17 protein-coding genes and 1 CRISPR repeat array (1 of these 18 running past the window's edge) are annotated in these 23,162 nt (G+C 64.6%); all 17 genes read right to left on the bottom strand.

Translation table 11 applies throughout. The features are described 5' to 3' along the window. Positions 1-5,412: direct repeats of the CRISPR family, unit length 36 nt; unit sequence GTTCACATCCATTCGGCTCGCAGAGAGCTCTGAAAC (it extends 85 nt beyond the left edge of the window). Between the two features lie 687 nt (positions 5,413-6,099). Next, positions 6,100-7,326, bottom strand: a complete 1,227-nt coding sequence (locus M1P90_RS13275; protein ID WP_483703134.1) for a thiolase family protein — start codon at positions 7,324-7,326, stop codon at positions 6,100-6,102. Next, on the bottom strand, positions 7,319-8,119 hold the full coding sequence (pcaD, locus tag M1P90_RS13270; RefSeq protein ID WP_483703133.1) for a 3-oxoadipate enol-lactonase: 801 nt from the start codon (positions 8,117-8,119) through the stop codon (positions 7,319-7,321). Before pcaD ends, M1P90_RS13275 begins: the two co-directional genes overlap by 8 nt. After that, positions 8,119-9,453, bottom strand: a complete 1,335-nt coding sequence (gene pcaB / locus M1P90_RS13265) for a 3-carboxy-cis,cis-muconate cycloisomerase (protein ID WP_483703132.1) — start codon at positions 9,451-9,453, stop codon at positions 8,119-8,121. Before pcaB ends, pcaD begins: the two co-directional genes overlap by 1 nt. Then, positions 9,450-10,223, bottom strand: a complete 774-nt coding sequence (locus M1P90_RS13260; RefSeq protein WP_483703131.1) for a CoA-transferase subunit beta — start codon at positions 10,221-10,223, stop codon at positions 9,450-9,452. Before M1P90_RS13260 ends, pcaB begins: the two co-directional genes overlap by 4 nt. Positions 10,224-10,319: 96 nt before the next feature. Next, entirely contained in the window at positions 10,320-11,144 is an 825-nt protein-coding gene (locus tag M1P90_RS13255; RefSeq protein WP_483703130.1) for a CoA transferase subunit A, read from the bottom strand. Positions 11,145-11,153: 9 nt separating this feature from the next. Next, positions 11,154-11,738 carry a protocatechuate 3,4-dioxygenase subunit alpha gene (pcaG, locus tag M1P90_RS13250; protein ID WP_483703129.1) on the bottom strand — a complete coding sequence of 195 codons (585 nt, stop codon included), beginning with the start codon at positions 11,736-11,738 and terminating at the stop codon, positions 11,154-11,156. Continuing rightward, complete coding sequence (pcaH, locus tag M1P90_RS13245) at positions 11,735-12,463, bottom strand: protocatechuate 3,4-dioxygenase subunit beta (RefSeq protein WP_483703128.1); 729 nt, start codon at positions 12,461-12,463, stop codon at positions 11,735-11,737. The genes pcaG and pcaH overlap by 4 nt, the downstream gene beginning before the upstream one ends. Continuing rightward, positions 12,460-12,852 (bottom strand): 4-carboxymuconolactone decarboxylase, encoded by a 393-nt coding sequence (pcaC, locus tag M1P90_RS13240; protein WP_483703127.1) that lies wholly within the window; start codon positions 12,850-12,852, stop codon positions 12,460-12,462. Before pcaC ends, pcaH begins: the two co-directional genes overlap by 4 nt. 10 nt (positions 12,853-12,862) lie before the next feature. Then, complete coding sequence (gene pobA, locus M1P90_RS13235; RefSeq protein ID WP_483703126.1) at positions 12,863-14,038, bottom strand: 4-hydroxybenzoate 3-monooxygenase; 1,176 nt, start codon at positions 14,036-14,038, stop codon at positions 12,863-12,865. 86 nt (positions 14,039-14,124) lie between these two features. Further along, on the bottom strand, positions 14,125-15,102 hold the full coding sequence (locus M1P90_RS13230; RefSeq protein WP_483703125.1) for an aldo/keto reductase: 978 nt from the start codon (positions 15,100-15,102) through the stop codon (positions 14,125-14,127). Further along, on the bottom strand, positions 15,099-16,412 hold the full coding sequence (locus M1P90_RS13225) for a D-arabinono-1,4-lactone oxidase (protein WP_483703124.1): 1,314 nt from the start codon (positions 16,410-16,412) through the stop codon (positions 15,099-15,101). The genes M1P90_RS13230 and M1P90_RS13225 overlap by 4 nt, the downstream gene beginning before the upstream one ends. A 335-nt stretch (positions 16,413-16,747) precedes the next feature. Beyond that, positions 16,748-17,938, bottom strand: a complete 1,191-nt coding sequence (locus M1P90_RS13220; protein ID WP_483703123.1) for an amino acid deaminase/aldolase — start codon at positions 17,936-17,938, stop codon at positions 16,748-16,750. A gap of 226 nt (positions 17,939-18,164) precedes the next feature. Further along, a complete protein-coding gene (locus M1P90_RS13215; RefSeq protein ID WP_483703122.1) occupies positions 18,165-18,608 on the bottom strand; it encodes an ester cyclase in 444 nt (147 codons plus the stop codon). A gap of 40 nt (positions 18,609-18,648) precedes the next feature. After that, entirely contained in the window at positions 18,649-19,053 is a 405-nt protein-coding gene (locus tag M1P90_RS13210) for a nuclear transport factor 2 family protein (protein ID WP_483703121.1), read from the bottom strand. 399 nt (positions 19,054-19,452) lie between these two features. Continuing rightward, positions 19,453-21,015 (bottom strand): HD domain-containing phosphohydrolase, encoded by a 1,563-nt coding sequence (locus M1P90_RS13205; RefSeq protein ID WP_483703120.1) that lies wholly within the window; start codon positions 21,013-21,015, stop codon positions 19,453-19,455. Between the two features lie 222 nt (positions 21,016-21,237). After that, positions 21,238-21,363 (bottom strand): hypothetical protein, encoded by a 126-nt coding sequence (locus M1P90_RS13200; RefSeq protein WP_483703119.1) that lies wholly within the window; start codon positions 21,361-21,363, stop codon positions 21,238-21,240. 64 nt (positions 21,364-21,427) lie between these two features. Further along, positions 21,428-23,155, bottom strand: coding sequence for an ABC transporter ATP-binding protein (locus tag M1P90_RS13195; protein ID WP_483703118.1), 1,728 nt, complete (start codon positions 23,153-23,155; stop codon positions 21,428-21,430). Between the last annotated feature and the right edge of the window lie 7 nt (positions 23,156-23,162).

Raw genomic sequence — 23,162 nt, 5'->3', positions numbered from 1 at the left:
CGGCTCGCAGAGAGCTCTGAAACGGTACTAGTATAAATCAGAAAGTGAGAACGATATGGTTCACATCCATTCGGCTCGCAGAGAGCTCTGAAACACACGGGCGGCGTGCTGTGGTGTACCTGTACGGAGTTCACATCCATTCGGCTCGCAGAGAGCTCTGAAACCGATGTGCGTCCAATCGCTAAACGGCGGATCCGTCGTTCACATCCATTCGGCTCGCAGAGAGCTCTGAAACAGGTGGTGCCCGCCGTTTGCGTGGCAGCCGGCGCAGTTCACATCCATTCGGCTCGCAGAGAGCTCTGAAACTTCAGCTCGTCGTAGCGCCAGGCCAGCGGGTTGCGTTCACATCCATTCGGCTCGCAGAGAGCTCTGAAACAGCACGATGCCGAAGGCAATCCGCTGCTTGTCGAAGTTCACATCCATTCGGCTCGCAGAGAGCTCTGAAACAGCAGTCGATCCTGATCGATCGCTGCGGGAACAGGTTCACATCCATTCGGCTCGCAGAGAGCTCTGAAACACAGCGAGGCCGGCATATCAACGCCTTGGTGGTGGGGTTCACATCCATTCGGCTCGCAGAGAGCTCTGAAACGCTACTGGTGAGCACGCCAGCCAGCGCTTTGCTGGGTTCACATCCATTCGGCTCGCAGAGAGCTCTGAAACTGCATGTCGACGGTCGCGCCGTTGATGTCGGTGGTGTTCACATCCATTCGGCTCGCAGAGAGCTCTGAAACACTTCAGGATGGGCGGCGCACTTGGGTCAGCCGCGTTCACATCCATTCGGCTCGCAGAGAGCTCTGAAACCTTCGCCCCGCTCACCATTCGGGCTGAGAACTACGGTTCACATCCATTCGGCTCGCAGAGAGCTCTGAAACTCATACCACTGTTCCACCGTCACATCCGCCACGCCGTTCACATCCATTCGGCTCGCAGAGAGCTCTGAAACTGCCGCAGGTGGCGCTGTGCTGGCACTCCGCAATGTTCACATCCATTCGGCTCGCAGAGAGCTCTGAAACTGGCACCGGCCGCATGGCACGCCACCGGCGAGCAGTTCACATCCATTCGGCTCGCAGAGAGCTCTGAAACACCGGCACAAACGCACGCGCTATGGCCATGCGAGGGTTCACATCCATTCGGCTCGCAGAGAGCTCTGAAACACCGAAGGGCAGGTTGGTACGAACGTGGTCTATGGTTCACATCCATTCGGCTCGCAGAGAGCTCTGAAACTGATGGCCAACGACGCCGAGAGCTACGAATACGAGGTTCACATCCATTCGGCTCGCAGAGAGCTCTGAAACTGAAAAAGACCGGCGCGGGCCTGCTCGAACTGGCGTTCACATCCATTCGGCTCGCAGAGAGCTCTGAAACTGGCCAGAGCGTATGGCGATGCGGCCTCGGCGCTGTTCACATCCATTCGGCTCGCAGAGAGCTCTGAAACTCTTGACATGGGCCATGCGCTGTGATAGTATAGTGGGTTCACATCCATTCGGCTCGCAGAGAGCTCTGAAACCACCATAAGCTGCGTGGCCTCCGCGCCGCACCTGGTTCACATCCATTCGGCTCGCAGAGAGCTCTGAAACACGATTATTGGAACCGTCACGTTTACCAACGAGTAGTTCACATCCATTCGGCTCGCAGAGAGCTCTGAAACTTCGTGACGAGCTACCACAGCAGCGACCAGGGCCGGTTCACATCCATTCGGCTCGCAGAGAGCTCTGAAACAGGAGACGTTGACAGCCTCGATCAGTTGCTTGCATGTTCACATCCATTCGGCTCGCAGAGAGCTCTGAAACTCGGCCAGCAGGGCCTTGATCTGCTCGTCGGTCGCGTTCACATCCATTCGGCTCGCAGAGAGCTCTGAAACTGGCCAAGCGCATCAAGGTGTCGCGCAAGCTGCTGGTTCACATCCATTCGGCTCGCAGAGAGCTCTGAAACGAGCTGGCCGAGGGCCTGGGCCTGCACATTTCGACGTTCACATCCATTCGGCTCGCAGAGAGCTCTGAAACAGCCGAGCGCGGCCAGGTCGCGTGGCACGGTCGGGGTTCACATCCATTCGGCTCGCAGAGAGCTCTGAAACCATCGATAGCGATGATCAGTATTTAATGGTCGATGGTTCACATCCATTCGGCTCGCAGAGAGCTCTGAAACAAAGCAGCGGAGCCGCAGCGCCTCGGGCGCAACGGTTCACATCCATTCGGCTCGCAGAGAGCTCTGAAACAGCAGTAAAAGGTTGGGCTATTCGGGCAATCGTCGTTCACATCCATTCGGCTCGCAGAGAGCTCTGAAACCATGTTGACATTCATAATGATGTCTTCGGTGGGCGGGTTCACATCCATTCGGCTCGCAGAGAGCTCTGAAACAGGCGTTCATCAGCGTACGGCCGACGCGCTGCAGGTTCACATCCATTCGGCTCGCAGAGAGCTCTGAAACACCAGCAGCCCGACGGGCAGCCGCGCCGATCCGTGGTTCACATCCATTCGGCTCGCAGAGAGCTCTGAAACTGCGCACGACATTCATTCCCGTGGCCGGGCTGGCGGGTTCACATCCATTCGGCTCGCAGAGAGCTCTGAAACTTGCAACCCGGTTGCATGCGAGCGGAGCGCGTGCGTTCACATCCATTCGGCTCGCAGAGAGCTCTGAAACAGGCCGTCGGCTACGGCAGCGAAGGCGAGGTGAGGGTTCACATCCATTCGGCTCGCAGAGAGCTCTGAAACACAGCGCGGCAGTGAGCCGAGTGCTCATCCTGACGGTTCACATCCATTCGGCTCGCAGAGAGCTCTGAAACTTCGCCCAGCGCAGCGCCGAGCTGATCAGCCAGGGGTTCACATCCATTCGGCTCGCAGAGAGCTCTGAAACTCATCCAAGGTGACTGGGACGGCGCGTGGCAGGCGTTCACATCCATTCGGCTCGCAGAGAGCTCTGAAACGCGTTGACGGCGCTGCTGCTGCTGGTGCTCAGCGCGTTCACATCCATTCGGCTCGCAGAGAGCTCTGAAACAGCGTTGCATCCGATCTACTTCTGCTTCCGTGGTGGGTTCACATCCATTCGGCTCGCAGAGAGCTCTGAAACGCGCGAACATGATCTGCGTGTCGGTAGCCTCGCCAGTTCACATCCATTCGGCTCGCAGAGAGCTCTGAAACGACTCTTGGAGACGATGAGTGCAGAACGGCGGGCGGTTCACATCCATTCGGCTCGCAGAGAGCTCTGAAACACAACCTGCGGAGCTTGTGGGGGACAACCTTGAAGGTTCACATCCATTCGGCTCGCAGAGAGCTCTGAAACGCCATGCCCGCTTGGGCTTGGAGGGCCGCAAGCTGTTCACATCCATTCGGCTCGCAGAGAGCTCTGAAACGCGCTCCGCCACGCCGCCGTTGACCCCACGCGCCGGTTCACATCCATTCGGCTCGCAGAGAGCTCTGAAACATCGCGGGGCATTCGTATGTGTTCGGCGTGGACTGGGTTCACATCCATTCGGCTCGCAGAGAGCTCTGAAACTCGGCCTTCACGCGGGCGGCGTATGTCTCAAACTCGTTCACATCCATTCGGCTCGCAGAGAGCTCTGAAACTACGACAAGCGAGAATGACAACGCACTGCCCACAGTGTTCACATCCATTCGGCTCGCAGAGAGCTCTGAAACTTCGCCAGGCTGTGGTTGGTGCATTCCGGCGACGTAGTTCACATCCATTCGGCTCGCAGAGAGCTCTGAAACCGATGTCATGGTGCAGATGGCCAATGCGGTCGATGGTTCACATCCATTCGGCTCGCAGAGAGCTCTGAAACTGAACCGACCTCGCACGCACCGCCAGTATACGCGGTTCACATCCATTCGGCTCGCAGAGAGCTCTGAAACAGATCCGCGCGCGGCTCTCGGCCTATGTCGAGCGCGGTTCACATCCATTCGGCTCGCAGAGAGCTCTGAAACTTCGCTTCGCCGCCGGGGCTGTCAATCAGCAGCAGGTTCACATCCATTCGGCTCGCAGAGAGCTCTGAAACGGCCGGAAGGGCCGCGCGCAGATACTTGAGCACGGTTCACATCCATTCGGCTCGCAGAGAGCTCTGAAACATGTCAGGTTTTAACAGGCTATGACCCTCACGACGTTCACATCCATTCGGCTCGCAGAGAGCTCTGAAACGTGGCTCACCCTGTCGAAAGCCATGACGGTTGCGGTTCACATCCATTCGGCTCGCAGAGAGCTCTGAAACAAGCATCTGCGCACCGGCCTGAACTTGAGCAAGGTCGTTCACATCCATTCGGCTCGCAGAGAGCTCTGAAACTCGCGCTCGACATCGCCACCAGGGGCGCGGCTCATGTTCACATCCATTCGGCTCGCAGAGAGCTCTGAAACACAAAAACACATCTTGGGCGCTTGCGGTGCCAGAAAGGTTCACATCCATTCGGCTCGCAGAGAGCTCTGAAACATATAATACCGTCTTCATTATCAAAATGATACGGTGTTCACATCCATTCGGCTCGCAGAGAGCTCTGAAACACACAAAGACGAAAAAGGCGGGTATTGCCGCTACGAGGTTCACATCCATTCGGCTCGCAGAGAGCTCTGAAACTCGGCGTGATATGCGGGCTGATGCTGGTTGTGTGGTTCACATCCATTCGGCTCGCAGAGAGCTCTGAAACTTTTGAATAGTCATATTTGACGCAAAATAGAATGGTTCACATCCATTCGGCTCGCAGAGAGCTCTGAAACTTCGACCGGCAGGCCGTGTATTCGGCAGGTAATGCGTTCACATCCATTCGGCTCGCAGAGAGCTCTGAAACACGCTGATATGCAGTTCGATACCGATGCTGTATTTGGTTCACATCCATTCGGCTCGCAGAGAGCTCTGAAACATAATCAGCGCCGACTTGATCGCGGGGATCGTGAAGTTCACATCCATTCGGCTCGCAGAGAGCTCTGAAACGCGCCGCTGTCAATACGGTTGCCAGCGAGGTGCGCGTTCACATCCATTCGGCTCGCAGAGAGCTCTGAAACCGAACCAGAGCGCGATTATGGCCGGCACGCTGCCGAGTTCACATCCATTCGGCTCGCAGAGAGCTCTGAAACTCTCGGCAAACCACAGCCGCCACGCCACCAGCGCAGTTCACATCCATTCGGCTCGCAGAGAGCTCTGAAACATTTCAATGTCAATAGGTTTCTTTGGTATCCTAGAGTTCACATCCATTCGGCTCGCAGAGAGCTCTGAAACTTCGCGTGTCGCAGGGCAATGGCTGGTATGTCGAGGTTCACATCCATTCGGCTCGCAGAGAGCTCTGAAACGTGCCGTGGTGCCACCGCCGCTCACGGCTTGCAAGTTCACATCCATTCGGCTCGCAGAGAGCTCTGAAACTACGGGTGGATCTATCTCTATGGCCCGACCGGTGTGTTCACATCCATTCGGCTCGCAGAGAGCTCTGAAACGCGTGGCGGCGCGGCCTGCGCTTATGCAGATGATTGTGCGTCATGCCTTCGTTGTGGATGAAGGCAAGGCATCGAACGAGGTAGCTTTGTTTTTTTAATGCGATTCTGATTACTCTGGAAAATAAATTTCCTTGTACTCAGCTTCCAGGAAGCTCAAGCCAGTTTTCTTTCAACCTGATACTCAGATAAGCTTCCTGGAAGCTTGCCCGTCGTATGAAGTAACTTATTTTCCAGAGTACTGTATAGGTACTGCCTATCTAAAAGTCGCCAGCAGGCGAGCATAACGGAGGCATGACAGACAAACCCTCAATCTTGTGACCACCTAAAATTTGGGGTTCGGGGCAACGCCCCGACGCGGGGTGCTGGGGCGGCGCGAGCCCCAGCGGCCGTGCGGCCTGAGCAAACAGCGCTTGAGCCGGTACTGTGGCCTTGCGGCCTGAGCAAACAGCGCTTGGGCTGGTAGTGCCCCAAAGAGGCAGGTACTGCGGCCTTGCGGCCTGAGCAAACAGCGCTTGGGCTAGTACTGCGGCCGTGCGGCTCGAGCAAACGGCCGTGTGGCCTGAGCAAACAGCGTTTGGGCTAGTACTGCCTATCTAAAAGTCGCCAGCAGGCGAGCATAACGGAGGCATGCGCGCCAAGCGCCAAACAAGAGGTTGCATCATAGTGTAGCGCGAAAATTGCCTGAATTTATTGCTGTTCCACCACCATCGCGATGCCCTGCCCAACGCCAATGCACATCGTCGCCAGCCCGAACTGCGTGCCGCGCCGCCGCATTTCGTGCACCAGCGTGGCGAGGATGCGCGCGCCCGAGCAGCCAAGCGGGTGGCCAAGCGCAATCGCGCCGCCATTCACATTCACGCGCTCGTCGTCGTCGGCCAGGCCCCAGGCGCGCAGCACCGCCAGCGACTGCGCGGCAAACGCCTCGTTCAGCTCGATCAGGCCAATGTCGGCCAGAGCAAGCCCGGCGCGCTGGAGGGCCTTCGCGGTGGCGGGCAGCGGGCCAATGCCCATCCAGCGCGGTGGCACGCCCGCCACTGCCATGCTGCGCACCGTTGCCAGCGGCTGTAACCCGTGGGCCTGCGCGTAGCTCTTCGACACCAGCAGCAGCGCGGCCGCGCCATCGTTCAGGCTGCTGGAATTGCCCGCCGTGACGGTGCCGTTCTTCTGGAATGCCGGTTTGAGCGCAGCCAGCTGCTCCAGGCTGGTATCGCGGCGCGGCCCTTCGTCGGCCGTCACAACCGTTTCGCCCTTGCGCATGGTGACCGTAACTGGCACCAGTTCGTCGGCAAACCGGCCTTCGTCTGTGGCACGCACCGCTTTCTGGTGGCTTGCCAGCGCAAAACGATCCTGGTCGGCGCGGCTGATGCGCCCGGCGCTGTCGAGGTGCTGACCAACGGCGAGATGCTCGGCGGTGACGCCCAGCGGGTCGGTGTGGCCGAGCGTTTCCATGCGCGGGTTGGTCATGCGCCAGCCCAGCGTGGTGTCGTAGAGTGTGCTGTGGCCGGTTGGGAATGGGCGCTCGGTTTTGGGCAGCACCCAGGGCGCGCGGCTCATCGACTCCACGCCGCCAGCGAGGTACACATCGCCCTCGCCAAGCAGCAGCGCCCGCGCCGCATGGGCCACCGCATCCAGCCCCGAGCCGCACAAACGGTTGACGGTAGTTCCTGGCACACTGTCGGGCAAGCCAGCCAGCAGCGCGGCCATGCGCGCAACATTGCGGTTGTCTTCGCCCGCGCCATTCGCGCAGCCCAGGATCACGTCTTCGATCGCGGCTGGCGGCACGTCGGCCCGCTCCAGCACGCCGCGCAGCGCCAGCGCCGCCAGGTCGTCCGGGCGCACGCTGCTCAGTGCGCCGCCGTGTTTGCCGATTGGCGTGCGGACGGCGGCAACGATCCAGGCTTCGCGGTCAGGCATCGGGGCCTCCTTTGGCAAGAAAATGAGCAAGCAGCGCATTGAACGCGTCTGGCTGCTCGACGTTGGCCAGGTGGGCAGCGCCGTTGAGAATCGCCAGCTCACTGGTGCGGATCAGGTTGGCAAGCTCTCGCGCCTGCTCGGGCGGCGTGGACTGGTCGAGGCTGCCGCCGATCACCAGCGTTGGCGCGCTGATCGCAGCGACTTGGCCGCGCAGGTCGGCGTCACGCAGCGCCGCGCAGCACGCTGTGTAGCCCGCCGGGTCGATGCTGCGGAGCATGGCGTCGTATTGCGCCACGACTTGTGGCTGCTGCCCATGAAACGCCGGGCTGAAGAAGCGCCCAAGCGACGCTGCGGCAACCGCCCCCACGCCGCCGCGCTCGACCGCTGCGATGCGCTCGGCCCAGGTGTCGACGCTGCCGATCCGTGCGGCGGTGTTGCTGAGAACGAGACGATCCACTCGTTCGGGGTGATGAATCGCCAGCCACTGCGCGGCCATGCCGCCGAGCGACAGCCCGCACAGGTGCGCCCGTTCGATCCGAAGGTGATCGAGCAGGGCGGCGAGGTCGTGCCCAAGCTGGTCGAGCGTTGCTGCTTCGTGTGGCACGCCAGACTGGCCGTGGCCGCGCGTGTCGTAGCGAACGATGCGATAGCGCGAGCCGAGCGCCGCGACCTGCCCATCCCACAGGTGCAGATCGGTGCCGAGCGAGTTGCTGAACAGCAGCGCTGGCGCGTCGGCAGCACCGTCGATCTGGTAGTTCAGATGCAATCCGTCGCCAAGAATAAGCGTCGCCATCAGCCATTCTCCGCAAGCTCGCGATACGCCGCCAGCGCCCGGTCGATCAGCGCGTCGGCGCTGCCCAAGTAGCTGGCGGGGTCAAGCGCCCGCTCAATCGCATCTTCCGACAGCACAGCGCGCACCTGCTGATCGGCCAAAGTGATTTCTTGCAGCGTCGTGCCACTTGTTGTTGATAATTGACATAATTTTTGCACACGCTGGTGCGCCTCGGCGCGGCCAAGCGTCGGCGCGAGCGCCAGCGTCAGCGACTCGGCCATCATCAGGCCGCCGTCGGCCAGAAGGTTGGCGTGCATGCGATCAGCGTCGATTTCCAGACCGGCAACTGCGTCGGCGGCATGCGCAATCGCGCCGCCAGCGTAGCATAGCAGATCGGGCAGCGCCTGCCACTCGGCCTGCCAGCCGCCGACACCGCGCTCGTGCTCGTGCGGCAGCGCGCCGAGGATGACGGCGGCCTGCGCCTGTGCCAGCCGGGCGGCGGCCAGCGCCAGCGTCGTGTCGACCGGGTTACGCTTGTGGGGCATTGCCGACGAGCCGCCCTTGCCCGCTTCTGCGGCCTCGCGGGCCTCGGCAACCTCGCTCTGCGCCAGCAGCACGATGTCGTGGGCAATTTTCGCTGCGCTTCCTGCGGCGATGCTCAGGGCAGCAGCGAGCGCCGCCGCCCGGTCGCGCTCGGCGTGCCAGGGCAGGTCGGGAACCGCCAGATCGAGCGCGGCGGCAAGGGCGTCGACCAGCGCCATGCCATGGTCGCCAAACGCGGCCAGCGTGCCAACTGCGCCGCCAAGCTGCACGGCGAGCTGCTTGCGCTGGGCGCGAAGGGCGCGAATCTGGCGCGTTGCGAGCGCAAGCCAGCGGGCGGCTTTCAGCCCAAACGTGATCGGCAGTGCCTGCTGAAGCAGCGTGCGCGCTGGCATGAGCGTCGTGCGGTGCGTTTCGGCGTGTGCCGCGCAGGCAGCGGCCAGGCGCAGCAGGTCGGCGTCGAGCAGGGCGAGGGCAGCGCGGCTTTGCAGCATCAGCGCGGTGTCGATTGCGTCCTGGCTGGTCGCGCCCCAGTGAACGTATGGCTGGCCCACTTCGCTGACCTGCGCGGTCAGCGCCTGCGCCAGCGGGATCGCCAGCGTGCCAGCGCGGCCAGCGTCGCGCAGCAGCGCATCGACGTCGTAGCGCTCGACGGCACACGCCGCAGCAATCGCGTCGGCGGCGGCGGCGGGGATGATGCCGAGCTGCGCCTGGGCGCGGGCCAGCGCCGCTTCGAACTGAAGCAGGTGCGCCACGTGGGCGGCGGGCGTGAACAGAGCGGCCAGCGCAGGCGGCGTGTACAGGGCCTGCATCATGGCGCGGCGGTTCCGTGCGCGGCAGCAGTACGCGCCTGGAGGTCGCGCAGCACGCGCAGTTCTTCGGCGCTTGGCGGCGGCGTTTCCGCGAGGTCGCTGGCGAAGCGCACGGCCCAGCCAGTGTTGGCCGCGACCTGCTCGCGGCTTACGCCGGGGTGCAGTGCAGTGACGGTGAGCTCTTTTATCTCAGGGGCGGGCCGCATCACGCACAGGTCGGTGATCACAAGCGTCGGCCCAAGCGTGCGCAAGCCCAACTGCTCGCGCTGGTCGCCGCCCACGCCGTAGCCGAACGAGGTGATGAAATCGACCTTTTCCACAAACGTGCGCCTGCTTTGCGGCATAACCACATAGGTTTGGCGGCAGTGGGCCGCGATCTCGGGCGCGCCGCCGCCGCCGGGCAAACGCACTTTGGGGCTGGCGTAGCTGCCGATCACGCTGGAGTTGATGTTGGCGAATTTGTCGAGCTGCGCGCCGCCAAGAAAGCCGACCGTGATGCGCCCGCCTTGCAGCCAGGAGCCGAACATTTCTGGCACCGATACCGTACACAATGCGGTTTCGCACAGTTCCGGGTCGCCAATCGACAGCGGCAGTACGTCCGGTTTCGTGCCAATCGTGCCCGATTCGTAGATCAGCGTGATGCCGGGCGCGTGGGTCAGCCGCGCGAGATTACACGCCAGACTCGGCGCGCCGATCCCAACAAAGCACACGTCGTCGTTGCTGAGCACGCGCGCGGCGGCGACGGCCATCATTTCGGAAGTTGTGTAGGTCATTTTTTGTCTCTCTGACCTGATGACCCGATGACAAGATGACAAGGTGACAGGGTTCTCGGTTCTGCGGTTCTGCGGTTCCCGGTTCTTGGTCGGTCGTCAGTCGTCGGTCGTCACCCCGCCAAGGACGTTCTCCCCCATCCAGCCCAGAAACGTGTCGCGCTCGCGGGCAATCGTGTCCCAGGCGGTGTAAAAGGCGTTGTCGCGGCCATAATAGCCGTGCGCGTAGGAAGGCCGCGCGCCGCCGGGCACTTCGGCAATTGCGCTCACCGTCCAGTGCGGCAGGATGCAACTGTTCGGGCTTGGTGCGCGGAGGTGGTCAACCACTTCTTCCACGGTGACCAGCGCCGCGCTGGCCGCCAGCACCGCTTCTTTCTGCACGCCAATAATGCCCTCGATCAGCACATTGCCCTGCCGGTCGGCGCGCTGGGCGTGAACAATTGCCAGATCGGGACGAAGTGCGGGCACGGCGGCCAGTTGCTCGCCGGTGAACGGGCAGGTGACGTGGCGAATCGCCGGGTTGCTGCCCGCCAGATCCGAGCCGTAGTAGCCGCGAAAGATCGCGCAGGGCAGCCCGGCAGCGCCAGCGGCATAGGCGTGCGCCATTGCGGCATGGCTATGCTCGACCAGCTCCAGCGGTTGCGGCCAGCCCCGCTCCACCGCATCGCGCAGCCGGTGCAGCGAGCCGACGCCAGGGTTGCCGCCCCAGGAAAACACCAGTTTGCGCACGCAGCCCATGCCGATCATCTGGTCGTAAATCAGGTCGGGCGTCATACGAATCAGGGTCAGGTCGCGTTTGTGCTGGCGGATGATCTCATGCCCGGCGGCGAACGGGATGAGGTGGGTGAAACCTTCCAGCGCCAGAGTCATGCCGTCCTGAACATGCTTGGCGACCGCGTCGTGCAGCGGCAAAAACTGTGGCATCGCCCGCTCCTACAGGTTAAAAAACACGGTTTCGCCCTCGCCCTGCAACACGATGTCGAAGCGATAGGTCGGCGTGTCGCCGGTTTCTTCGCGAACCGCAAGCAAGGTCGAGCGGCGTGCGGCGGGCACCAGCTGCAGCACTGGATCGCTCGCGGTAGCCCGTTCGTCGGCAAAGTACAGCCGCGTAAACAGGTGGTTCAGCAGGCCACGCCCAAGCACCGCCACGCACATGTGCGGCGCTTGCATCTGCCCCGTGTCGAACGGCACCGCGCCGGGCCGGATCGTGTCGAACCAGTAGCCGCCGTCGGCGTTGGTGCCGGTGCGGCCATAGCCGGTAAAATTCGGGTCGAGCGGCAGGTCGCGCCGGTCGAGCGGGTGGTTGTAGCGCCCGGCAGCATTAGCCTGCCAGATTTCGAGCAGCGCATCGGGCACGGGCGCGCCGTCGCCGTCGAGCACGCGCCCGAGGATGCGGATGCGCTCGCCAATGGTGTCTGGTCCGGCCAGCGTGGGCAGGTGCGCGCCGTCGCGCAGCAGGCAATCGTGGAAAAACGGCCCCACCGTTTGGGAGGCGGTCAGGTATGCGCTTTTGATCACTGCGGCACCTCGTCGTTCTCGAACGGGGTCGCGTCTGCGCCGCCAAGCACGATGTCCCAGCGCCAGCCAAGCGCCCATTCCGGCTCGGTTACGTCGTGGGCGTAGCTGGCAACCAGGCGCGGGCGCACTTCTTCGGGCACGCTGTTGAGGATCGGGTCCTGGAAAAACAGCGGATCATCGGCGAAATACATTTGCGTGATCAGCCGCGCCGCCCACGATGGGCCAAGCAGCGAAAAGTGGATGTGCGCCGGTCGCCAGGCGTTGGGGTGGTTGCGCCACGGGTACGCGCCGGGGCGAACGGTCTGGAAGCGGTACGCGCCGTCGGCGTCGGTCAGGCAGCGCCCGATGCCCAGGAAGTTTGGGTCGAGCGGGCCGGGCCAGTCGTCGCGGCGGTGGATGTAGCGGCCACAGGCGTTGGCCTGCCAGACCTCGATCAGCGTATGCGGGATGGGCTGGCCGCGCTGGTCGAGCACGCGCCCGGTGACGATAATCCGCTGCCCAAGCGCTTCGCCGCCCGTGCCAGCGTTGCGCGTCAGGTCGGCGTCCTCGGGCGTGACCGCGCCGATCGCCGGGCCGGGACCGGTCAGCTCCGACAGCGTCAGCGGCATGTCGACCAGCGGCAGCAGCGGGGCGCGGCGGCGCGTGGATTGGTAGGCTTCGTACAGGTAAGGCGGGAACACGGCCCCGTCGCCGCGCACGATCGCGCCAATCGTTGTGCTGGTCACGATGCGTCCTCTCCCTGGCCCCGCTCGGCCAGAACGGTTTTCGCCAGCGCAATGGCGCTGTTGGCGGCTGGCACGCCAGCATACACGGCCACGTGCATCAGCGCCTCGCGGATCTCGTCGGGCGTCGCGCCGGTGCTGGCGGTGGCGCGCAGGTGCAGGGCCAGTTCTTCCTGGCGGCCAAGCGCGGCCAGAATGGCAATCGTGATCAGGCTGCGCGTGCGCCGGTCGATCGTGTCGGAGGCCCACACGCCGCCCCAGGCTGTTTCGGTAATGAACTGCTGAAACGGCGCGTCGAACGCGGTGGCGCTGGCAGTCGCCCGGTCGACATGCGCGTCGCCAAGCACCGCCCGCCGCACGCGCATTCCCTCGTCGTAGCGTGACTCGCTCATGATGATTCCTTTATACCCGCTCCAACCCTACATAATTCTCTGCCAGACTCGTGGCGGCGGCGCGCGACGCGACGGTGTAGCGCAGTTGCGCGAGCTGAAGCTGATGCTGAAAATCGTCGGCGTCGGGAAAGCGATGCAGCATGCTGGTCATCCACCACGAAAAATGTTCGGCCCGCCAGACGCGGCGCAGGCACGTTTCTGAATACGCGCGCAGCAATTCGTCGTCGCCGTGCGCGTAATGGGCCGCCAGCGCCGCGCCCAGCACGGCGACGTCGGCAATCGCCAGGTTCATCCCCTTCGCGCCGGTTGGCGGCACGGTGTGCGCGGCGTCGCCCGCCAGAAACAAGCGCCCATAGTGCATTGGCGCGACCACAAAGCTGCGAAAGGCGGTGATACCGCGCTCGACAATCGCCCCGTCGTTGATCGGCGGCCCGTCGTGCAGATCGAGCCGGGCGTGCAGTTCCGACCAGATTCGGTCGTCGGACCATTGTTCGATCCGGTCGTCGACCGGGCACTGAACGTACAGGCGGCTGACCGTAGGCGAGCGCATGCTTTGCAGGGCAAACCCGCGCTCGTGATAGGCGTAGATCAGCTCGTCGCTGGCGGGCGCGGCGTGCGCCAGAATGCCCAGCCACGCGAACGGATACACGCGCTGGAAGATCTGCATGGAGCTTTCAGGAATAGTTGGGCGGCTCACGCCGTGAAAGCCGTCACAGCCAGCAATGAAATCACATTCCAGCGTGTGGTCGTCCCCGCCGTGGTGGAAACGGACGCTTGGGCGCGCGCCGTCGATGTCGTGCAGCGACACGTCCGCGACGTCGAACAGGATCGGCGCGCCCTGCTCCAGTCGGGCGGCGATCAAATCTTTCACCACTTCCTGCTGCCCGTAGACTGTGATCGCGCGCCCGCCGGTCAGTTCGTGCATGTCGATGCGGTGGCGCGCACCATCGAACTGGAGGTAGATGCCGTGATGGATTAAACCTTCGCGCCGCAGCCGCCTGTCGAGACCGAGCGCGGCCAGCAGATCGACGGTGCCCTGTTCCAGCACGCCAGCGCGGACGCGGCTCTCGACATAGGCGCGGTCGCGGTGTTCCAGCACCACCGACTCGATGCCGTGCCCGTGCAGCAGGTGGGCCAGCACCAACCCGGCCGGGCCAGCGCCAATGATTGCGATCTGTGTGCGCATGTTGCCCTCCGCTTGTCTGGGCGTATGCGATTACGCCTTTCGCCGGCCTGGACGCATGCGATACGCCCTTCAGCGGATCTCGCGCCCTAGTTCCACGCCAGGGCTTTGCGCGCGGCCCAGTAGGCGGCTGGCGTTTCGGCCAGCGGCGCGAGTGCCTGGGCAGCTTCGCCGTCCCAGCGCACGCGCGCCGCGCGCAGGTTCGACGCCAATTGCTCGACGGTGGACGCGCCGCTGAGCACGATGCCCGCCCACGGCTGCGCAAGCGCCGCCGCAAGCGCCAGCGCATCCAGACTGGCACGTAATCGGCCGGCCTGCTCCCCCAGCACTGCGCGCTGCGCTGCAAATGCCGGGTCGTTGTTGCCCTGCGTCAGGCGGCCATTCGCCGCGGCTTCCTTTACTATCACCAGCAGCCCGGCGGCATGCGCCTCGGCCAAGGCTGGGCCGGCGGAAGGCTCCAGCAGGTTCCAGGTTGCCTGCACCGCGTCGAACAAGGGCACGCCATCGACGCGAACCGCCAGCGCGCGACGCAAGGTGGCCGCCTGCTCGGGGCCGCTGAGCGACAGACCAATCGCGGTGCCCTGGGCTTTGCGACGCGCCAGCGCGCCCAGCACGGCTGCATCAGCCAGCACGCCGCTGTCGAGCGTGGCGGAATGGATCTGGTACAGACGCAGGAAGCCGCCCAGAAACTGCTGCGTTTCGGCCCACTGCCGCTCGAACACCGCCAGCGAATGGTCTTTCACCTCGTGCACGAGGGCGTCGACGCGCCAGCCCGCCGTGTAGGTGTAGCCCCACTTCGAGCCAACCGCCACCGCCGACGGGTCGATCTGGCGGGCATGGAGCCACTCGCCCAGGAACTCTTCGCCGCGCCCGTATGAGCGCGCCGCGTCGAAGTAGCGCACGCCACCCTGCCAGGCTGCGTCGAGCAGGGCGCGGGCGTGCGCCGCCATCGCGGCCGCGTCGGTCTGGCCGTGGAGCGCGGCGGCGTGCCCGAGGTTGATATAGCCCGGCCGACCGAGCGCGGCCATGCCCAGCCCGATGCGGCTGGAAGAAGGCACGAGCATCATACGGCCTCCTCGCGCACATCGCCCAGCAGCGCGCGCAGGTAGTCGTTCTGAAACACGCCGGCCGGGTCGAGCTGGCGACGCGCTGCGGCGAAGGCATCCCAGCGCGGGTAGAGCGGGCGCAGCTCCCCGGCGGCAAGCGTGTGGAGCTTGCCCCAGTGCGGCCGGCCGCCAAAGCTGCGCAGGATCGGCTCGATCTGGGCGAAGTAATCGCGGTAGGGCATGCCGCGATACATATGCACCGCGATGTAGGCCGAGTCGCGGGCATAGGCCGGGCTGAGGTCGATGTCGTCGGCGCGCACATAGCGGCACTCGATTGGGAAGTGCACCAGAATGCCCTGCTGGCGAATGCGCGCATCGATCATGCGCACGGCCTCGGCCATGGCGCCGGCCGGGATGCTGTACTCCATTTCCTGAAAGCGCACCAGCCGGGTGGTGGCGAAGACGCGGTGGCTGGCGTTGACATCCTGCCCGCCCGAAATGAGATCGCCGGCCAGGCGTGCCATGCGCGGGCTGAGCTGCGGCCGCAGGCGGCACAGCTCGCTGAGCGCCCAGAACGCGCCATTTTCCATCACCAGATCGTTGAAGCCGCGCAGGAGGTTGCGCGGGCGGGCGGGCGCTTCCGTGCGGTTGCTGCGCTTGACCAGCGCCCACTCGCTGTAGGGAAACCAGTAGAACTCGAAGTTGCGATTCTCCAGCCGCTCATATTCGAGATTCGCCAGCGTGGCGGCAAGCGGCTCGCGCGCCCAGCGGTAGTCGAGCCGGTAGGCCGGTTCGAGCTGGAGCGTGACCAGCGCGATGATGCCGAGCGCGCCAAGCGAAACCTGCGCGGCCTTGAAGAGATCGCGGTTGTGCTCCTCCGAGCAGGTGACGATCTCGCCCGTGCCGGTGACCAGCGTCAGCTCGACGACCTGAGTGGCAATGCTGCCGAGCGTCGTGCCGGTGCCGTGCGTGCCGGTGCTGATCGCGCCCGCAATCGACTGCACGTCGATGTCGCCCAGGTTGGCCTGCGCCAGGCCGTGGTGCGCCAGCTCTTCGCCCAGCGCCTTGATGCGCGTGCCGGCCCGCACGGTTGCGCGGCGGGTGGTGAAGTCGACGCTTTCCAGCCCGGCGAAACGATCCAGACTCACCAGCATGCCGTCGGTGGCGGCGAGCGGCGTGAACGAGTGGCCCGCGCCAACTGCGCGCACGCCCACGCCACGCGCGCTGGCTTCGCGCACAATCGCGGCGATCTCGTTGAGCGTGGTGGGGTAGCGGATCACCGCCGGCTGCGCGTGTACCGAACCCGACCAGTTTTCCCAGGACGATGGCATAGCGAGTGCTTTCTCTCGTGTTCAGGAGTCAGGAGACAGAATGCGAGCTGCGAGAACCAAGAATCGCATGAGGGTTTAGGGTCTGGGGTTTTGGGATTTGGCCAATCATTCGTAACCCGTAACTTGCAACCTTCAAACCCGCAACTCGCAATCCCAAGCTCTCCGTGCCTCCGTGCCTCCGTGGTGAAATCCCTCTGGTCGTCGGTCGTCAGTCGTCGCCCTTCGATACGGCCTTCGGCCGGGGCACCCTATGGGTCCAGGACGCTATATTGTTCGTCGGTCGTCAGTCGTCGTTTGGCCTGCCCTGAGCTTGTCGAAGGGTCGGTCGTCGCATCCTACAGAAACGCCATGCCCTCGCCGCGATAGGTTGGCAGCTCGCCAACCACCGCGCCGCCCGCCACGAGCAGCAGCGCATTGAAGTGTTCGCACAGCTCACCGGCCTTGGCGTGACGCATGAAAATCGGGTCGCCGGGCGCAAGCCGCTCGGGGCCATTATAGACCACTGGCGTCTGCACTTCGCCCGCGCCCTCCAGTGGCACAAGGCGCGCGCCAGCCGGCAAAAACGGCTGCGGCAGCTTTTCGGGGCCGGCGCTGCCCGAGGCCACATAGCCGCCGCCCAGGCAGGTGAAAATGTCGGGGCGCGGCTGCCGCACGATTGGGATGGCGAAGCCGGCGGCGGGCTGGTAGCGAAACGCCCGGTAGGCGTCGAACAGCGTGGGCGCAAACAGGCCCGAGCCAACCGTCACTTCGGTGACGCAGGCCTCGCGGCCAGTGCTTTCCAGGCTGCCGGTGCCGCCGCCGTTCACAAAGCGCAGCGGCGCGCCACGCTCGCGCAGCGCCCGCACGATTGCGCCGCGCCGCCGCGCCGCCAGCGCCACCGAGCGGCGCTTGAGCATGCGGATCAGTAGGTTGCGGGCGCGCTGGCCGGGCGCATTATCGCCCACGCCAGCCACCTGCGCCTCGTAGCCCATCACGCCCTCAAGGCGCAGCTGCGGGTGGCGCGCAATTTCGCCGTACACAGCCAGCGCGCCCGCCACGTCGCGCACTGCCGAGCGCCACACGCCGAAGTGCAGGCCCGGCACATCCAGCGAGAGGTCGATGTCGAGGCAGAGCGGCAGCGTCACGCCTTCGGCGGCGGCGATGGCGGCCAGCTGCGCGGCGTGCTCGGCTGCGTCGAGCATGAGCACAATCGTCTTGCCGCGCCGCAGCTCGGCGCAGACCGCGCGCACCTGCGCGGTGTCGCGGGTGGGGTAGCCCACCAGCAGGTCGTCGTGGCCGTGCCCGCTGAGCCACACCGCTTCGGCTGCGGTGTAGGCCATGATGCCCCCAAACTGCGGGTGCGCGGCGAGGGCGCGCTCGATGATGCCACGGCAGCGCAGCGACTTCGAGGCGATGCGGATGCGCTTCGCGCCGGCACGCGCCACGGTCGCGCGGAGATTTTCGGCCAGCAGATCGGTGTCGGCGTAGGCGAACGGCAGCATGCAGCCGGCAAAGGCGGCCTTATAGTACTGGTAGTCGCGTGGCACTGCGCTCTTTTCCTCATTTCCCCGGCTGTTTGTGCCATTGTCTTCGGAAATGCGTAATCGTCAAGATGCGCGGCGCGGGCGTTCTGGCAATGCGCTCGTGGGCAAGCGTGCGCGGGAGGCACAGACAGCGGGGATATGGGGCCGGAATGTTGTTTCCCGTGCTGCGCCCAGCGAGATCGGGGCGCAGCACGGGAAATAGTACGTCAAGAAAGGTTGCCTGAACTGCTTAATGGCTATGCTCTGCCGGGGCCGGGATCGCGCCAAGCTGCTGGAGCAGGCTCAGCATATCGAAGTTGAACCACGACTCGGCGATTTTGCCCTCGGCAAAGCGCGCGACATTGACGCCAGTTACGTGCACGGTTCGGCCTGTTGGCGGCATGCCCATCACCGGGCCACTGTTGATCGCGCTTGCAACCCAGCGTGAAGCCACGCATTCGCCCTCTGCGATCTGATCTTCCACCACAATATCCCAATCGCGGAAGCCGCCGCCGAACACGCTGGCAACCATTTTCAAGCCTTCTGGCCCTTCCGGCCAGCCGTTCGGCGGCCCGTGCGGGTCGTGAATGACATGGTTGGCGGCGAAAATCTCGTCGGCGACGCCGAGCTGGCCCTGCGCGATGATGTCGGTGAACCAGCGGCGGGCGGTGGATTTGTTCTGCTCGTTCGACATAGCTGCAACTCCTTTTTACGGTTGCTGATGCGGGCGGGCACTATGCCCCGCGCAGCGCGGCGGCTTCGGTGGCCGAGTCGTCGTGGATCTGAAACTTCACGACTTTGCCGTCGCGGAAGCGCCAGACCATCGCCCAGTCGGTGTCGTAGGTTTTGTTGGTCGCCCGCACATGGAAGCGGTAGTGCCCCAGCACAACCACGGTGTCGTTCTGGGCAACGAACTCCTGCGGCACCATGGCAAGCACGTCCACAGTTTCGGCCATGCGCTGGAAAAAGGTGCCGGCGCCATCCAGCCCGTAGTAGACGCCAGTGAATGGCGGTTCGCCGCCGGGCGGCTCGTGCAGCTCGACATCATCGGCGAAAACATTCAGGATCGCGGGGATGTTGCCCTGGCCAAAGGCCGTGTAGATGCCCTGCGCCGTCGCCAGATTGCTTTGGGTCGACATACGAGTTCTCCTTGCTGTAGATTGGCCGTTCGATGGGTATAGGGTAGCTCGCCGGGGCGGCGCATTCTATCGGGAGAACACCTGATCTTTATTGTTAGCAGTGGGCAGCGGGCAGCGGGCAGCGGGCAGTGGGCAGTGGGCAGGAAGCACTGGGCAGTGGGCAGCGGGCAGCGGGCAGGAGGCAGGAGGCAGGAGGCAGTGGGCAGGAGGCAGTTGGCAGTGGGCAGGAGGCAGTTGGCAGTGGGCAGCGGGCAGGAGGCAGTGGGCAGCGGGCAGGAGGCAGTGGGCAGCGGGCAGTTGGCAGCGGGCAGCGGGCAGCGGGCAGCGGGCAGCGGGCAGCGGGCAGTGGGCAGCGGGCAGCGGGCAGCGGGCAGCGGGCAGGGCCGAGCTTCACGCGGGCTATACGATACTGTGCTCGACGGCGAACAACGTAGCGCCCGCGCGCGTCGAAACGCCAAGCTTCTCGTAAATATGCTGAACATGGCTGTCGACCGTTTTTGGGGAGATCGTCAGCTCGCGGGCCATAGCTTTGATCGAATGGCCGCGCGCGATCAGGCGCAGCACCGCCAGCTCGCGCTCGGTGAGCTGGGCCGGGCGCGTGGGCCGGGGCTGCTTCGCCGATTGGCCGGCCGCCGCCAGCACGCAGCGCACGGCCTCCGGATCGAGCCCGCCGGCCTGTGCGGCGCGCGCCAGCTCAGCCGCCGCTGCGTCGGGCGGGCGCGCTGGGCGGTGTGGGCGCGGCTCGCACAGCGCCTGAAACACGTCGGCGGCGGCCAGCAGGCGGGCGGCGGGCGAGATCATGCTGGCGGGCAGGCGCCGGTGGTAGCCCGAGCTGTCGAGCCGCTCGTGCGGCAGGGCCGCCAGCGCGCCAATGCTCGACAGTGCCGCAGGCCGCGCCAGAATGCGCTCGGTGTAGTAAGGGTGCAGGCGCACCTGTTCCCACTCGCGCTCGCTCAGCGGCGCTGGTTTGGCCCAAATGCCCGCCGACACGCCCACGCGACCGAGGTCGTGCAGCAAGCCCGCGTGGCGCAGCACTAGCGCCTCGGTTTCGCCCAGCCCGGCCAGCCGCGCCGCGTGTGCGGCCAGCGCCGCGACACTGGCGGAATGGTTGAGCATATACGGCGATTTCAGGTCGGCAAAATCGGCCAGCGCGTGGCAGGCTGTGTCGAACTGGGCCGCGCTCAGGGTCGGCTGCTCGCCCGGTTCGCAGGCCAGCACCAGCTCCCACGAGGGCTCGTCATCCAGCCCGTGCATCAGCGTGGCCGCGTGGGCACAGAAATACTCGGCGTGGCGCGGGTCGTATGCGCTGCCGCTGCGCGAGCGCACCATCTGCACCGCCGCGTCCAGGTCGCCCAGGCGCTGGTGGATCACCGCGTCCTGCGCGAGTGTGACCAGCAGGACGGCGGGCGAAACTGCCTCGGCGCGCAGGCCGTTGGGCAGCCCTTTGCCATCCCAGCGCTCGTAGAGCTGGCCAAGCGCGTGAATGAGCGACGCGCCAAAGCCAAGCCGCTCGGCCAGACGCTGGGCAACTTCGCAGTGGCCGCTAAACTGCTCGTGCATGAACTGCGGCATGCTCAGCACGCCGCGCGCAATCGTGCGCGCCATGTCGAGCGGCGACGCGCCAGCATGGGCCTGGCGCATAAAGCGGATGGTCAGGTTGAGCACCTGCGGCGTGTTGCCGGGGTCGACGGCGGCGAATGCGCGGCGCAGGCTGAGTTCGTCGCCCAGCAGCGCCGCCATGGCGTGCGTGTCGCTGTTGCAGCCAATAAAGCGCAGCAGGCCGAAATAGTAGACATCGCGCAGCTCGCCAGCATCCATGCCCAGCGCGTCGCCCAGACGGGTGGCGAGCACACAGGCAGTCATGGCGAACTCAAGCGGCTGGCCCATGCCGAGGTCGGTGGCGGTCGCGAGCGATGCCATGAGTTCGGCCAGGCGAAGCTCGGTTGGCGGCGAAGCGGGCATATTCTTGCTCCGCATTGAATAGAGTGTGCAGCGGGAAAACAAGCCTAAGCACGATGTGATGGGCCTGATCATAGCGCGAAGCCGGCCGCGCTGTCAACACGAGAATGAGGGCGACATGAATCCACAGATGACGCAGATTACGCAGATATGATATCTCTTGTCTGCGTAATCTGCGTCATCTGTGGATGGTTTGGGACTTTGGCCCCTGATGAAATTGCCCTGTTACTGATCGGCCTCGGTGCGCCACAGATCGCGCAGCTCGGCGCTTGTGGCGAGCAAGTCGTCGAGCCGGCCCTGCGCCGCTACGCGCCCGTTCTTCAGCACAATGATCCAGTCGGCGCGCTGCAATGCGACACGGCGGTGCGAGACGGCGAGAATAGTGGGCAGTTGGCAGTCGGCAGCTGGCAGTGGGTCATCTGCTGACTGCTGACTGCTGACTGCTGACTGCTGACTGCTGACTGCTGACTGCTGACTGCTGACTGCTGACTGCTGACGGTCGTTCCCACAGCAGCCGCTCGGTTTCGACATCCAGCGCGCTCGACAGGTCGTCGAACACCAGCAGAGCGGCCCGGCGCACAAACATGCGCGCAGCCGCTGCCCGCTGCACCTGCCCGCCCGAAAGACGCACGCCACGCGGCCCAACCCGCGTTTCCAGCCCGTGTTCCAGCCGTGGCACGTCGCGCTCAAGCACGGCCTGGTGCAGCGCCGCTTCGAGCCGTTCGTCGCCCGACCCTTCGCCCGCGCTCATGCCCATCAGCAGGTTGTCGCGCAGGGTTTCGCTAAACAATCGCGGCACCTGCGGCGTGTAGGCCACATGCGGCGGTACCATGAAGGTTCCGAGGTCGTCAACCCGCCGCTCATTCCAGCAGACCTCGCCGGCCTGTGGCGTCAGCAAGCCCAGCAGCGCCCGCAGCATGGTGCTCTTTCCGCTGCCGATCCGCCCGGTCACCACCACAAACTGCCCGCGCTCGATGCTGAAATTCATGTCTTCGATGCCCTGGCCGCTGCTGGGGTAGCGATAGCTCAGCCCGCTTACACGCAGCGTTTCGAGGGCGTTGCGCTGGTTGTGGGCTGGCGCGGCCGGCTCTGGCAGCGCGCCGCGCATGCGCACATCGGTGTCGTGCTGCACCAGCAGGCCGGCCGGCGCGCCCTGCAACAGCTCGACGGCGCGCTGCAACGACACGCCCACCTGCTGGTAGCGCGTCACATAGCCGCCAACCATGCCCATCACCGTCGCCAGCCAGCTCAGGTACGCGGCAAACAGCGAAAAATCGCCTACCGTGATCTGGCCCGATTGCAGCGACTGCGCGGCGAGAATGAGCAGCACGCCGGTGGCAATATTCGTTGCGCCAAACGAGGCTGCGTTGATCAGGTTGGTGAGCAGCTGGTCGCGCAGGGCCGCCATGCGCCGGGCCTCGCTGGCGCGCTGCAGGTGCGCCACCACGTGGGCTTCCGCGCCCGCGACCTTGACCGCCTGCACCGCGCCAAACAGCTCGCCCAGCAGGCCCGTCACCTGCCCAATCGATTCCTGGTTGGCTTTGCGGTAGCGCCGAATGCGCGTGTTGAGCGCGTTCACGAATGCCAGAATGGCGAGCAGTGGCAGAAAGCCGAAAATCGTAATGCGCAGGTCGATCCGCGCCAGCGTGACAAAGGCAATTCCAAAGGCCAGAAGCTGCCCAACCGGGTCGGCTGTCCAGGTCATAAACACGCTGATATGCGCCATATCGTCGCGCAGGCGGCTCACGGCCTCGCCTGGCGACGAGCCCGGCGGCAAGGGGGTCGCGCCCGGCCGCCCGAGGATCGCACGCAGCAGGTTGTGCCGCATCAGGGTTTCGGCCACCAGCATGGCGGCTTTTTCGCCAAACGGGTAGGCCAGCACCGAAACCGAGCGCACAGCCGCCACGCCGATCAGCACGCCGGCAATCGCCCAGAGCGTGGCGCGCGTGTCGTTCGTCAGCGGCATGTGGGCCGAAAGCATGTCGAAGATGCGCCGGATGAAAATGCCCGGCACCAGCGGCCACAGGTAGAAGCTCATGATGCCAGCCGCGCTGAGCAGGTACCGCCCGGGCCGAAACGCGATCAGGCGGGCGATGTACCACCACGACGAGCGAATTGTCGACGGGCGTGCTTGTGTGGACATAACGATT

This window comes from Kouleothrix sp. 19917, assembly GCF_057073505.1.
The sequence above is the reverse complement of the archived record's forward strand: the minus strand, read 5'-3'. Positions and strand labels throughout refer to the sequence as shown.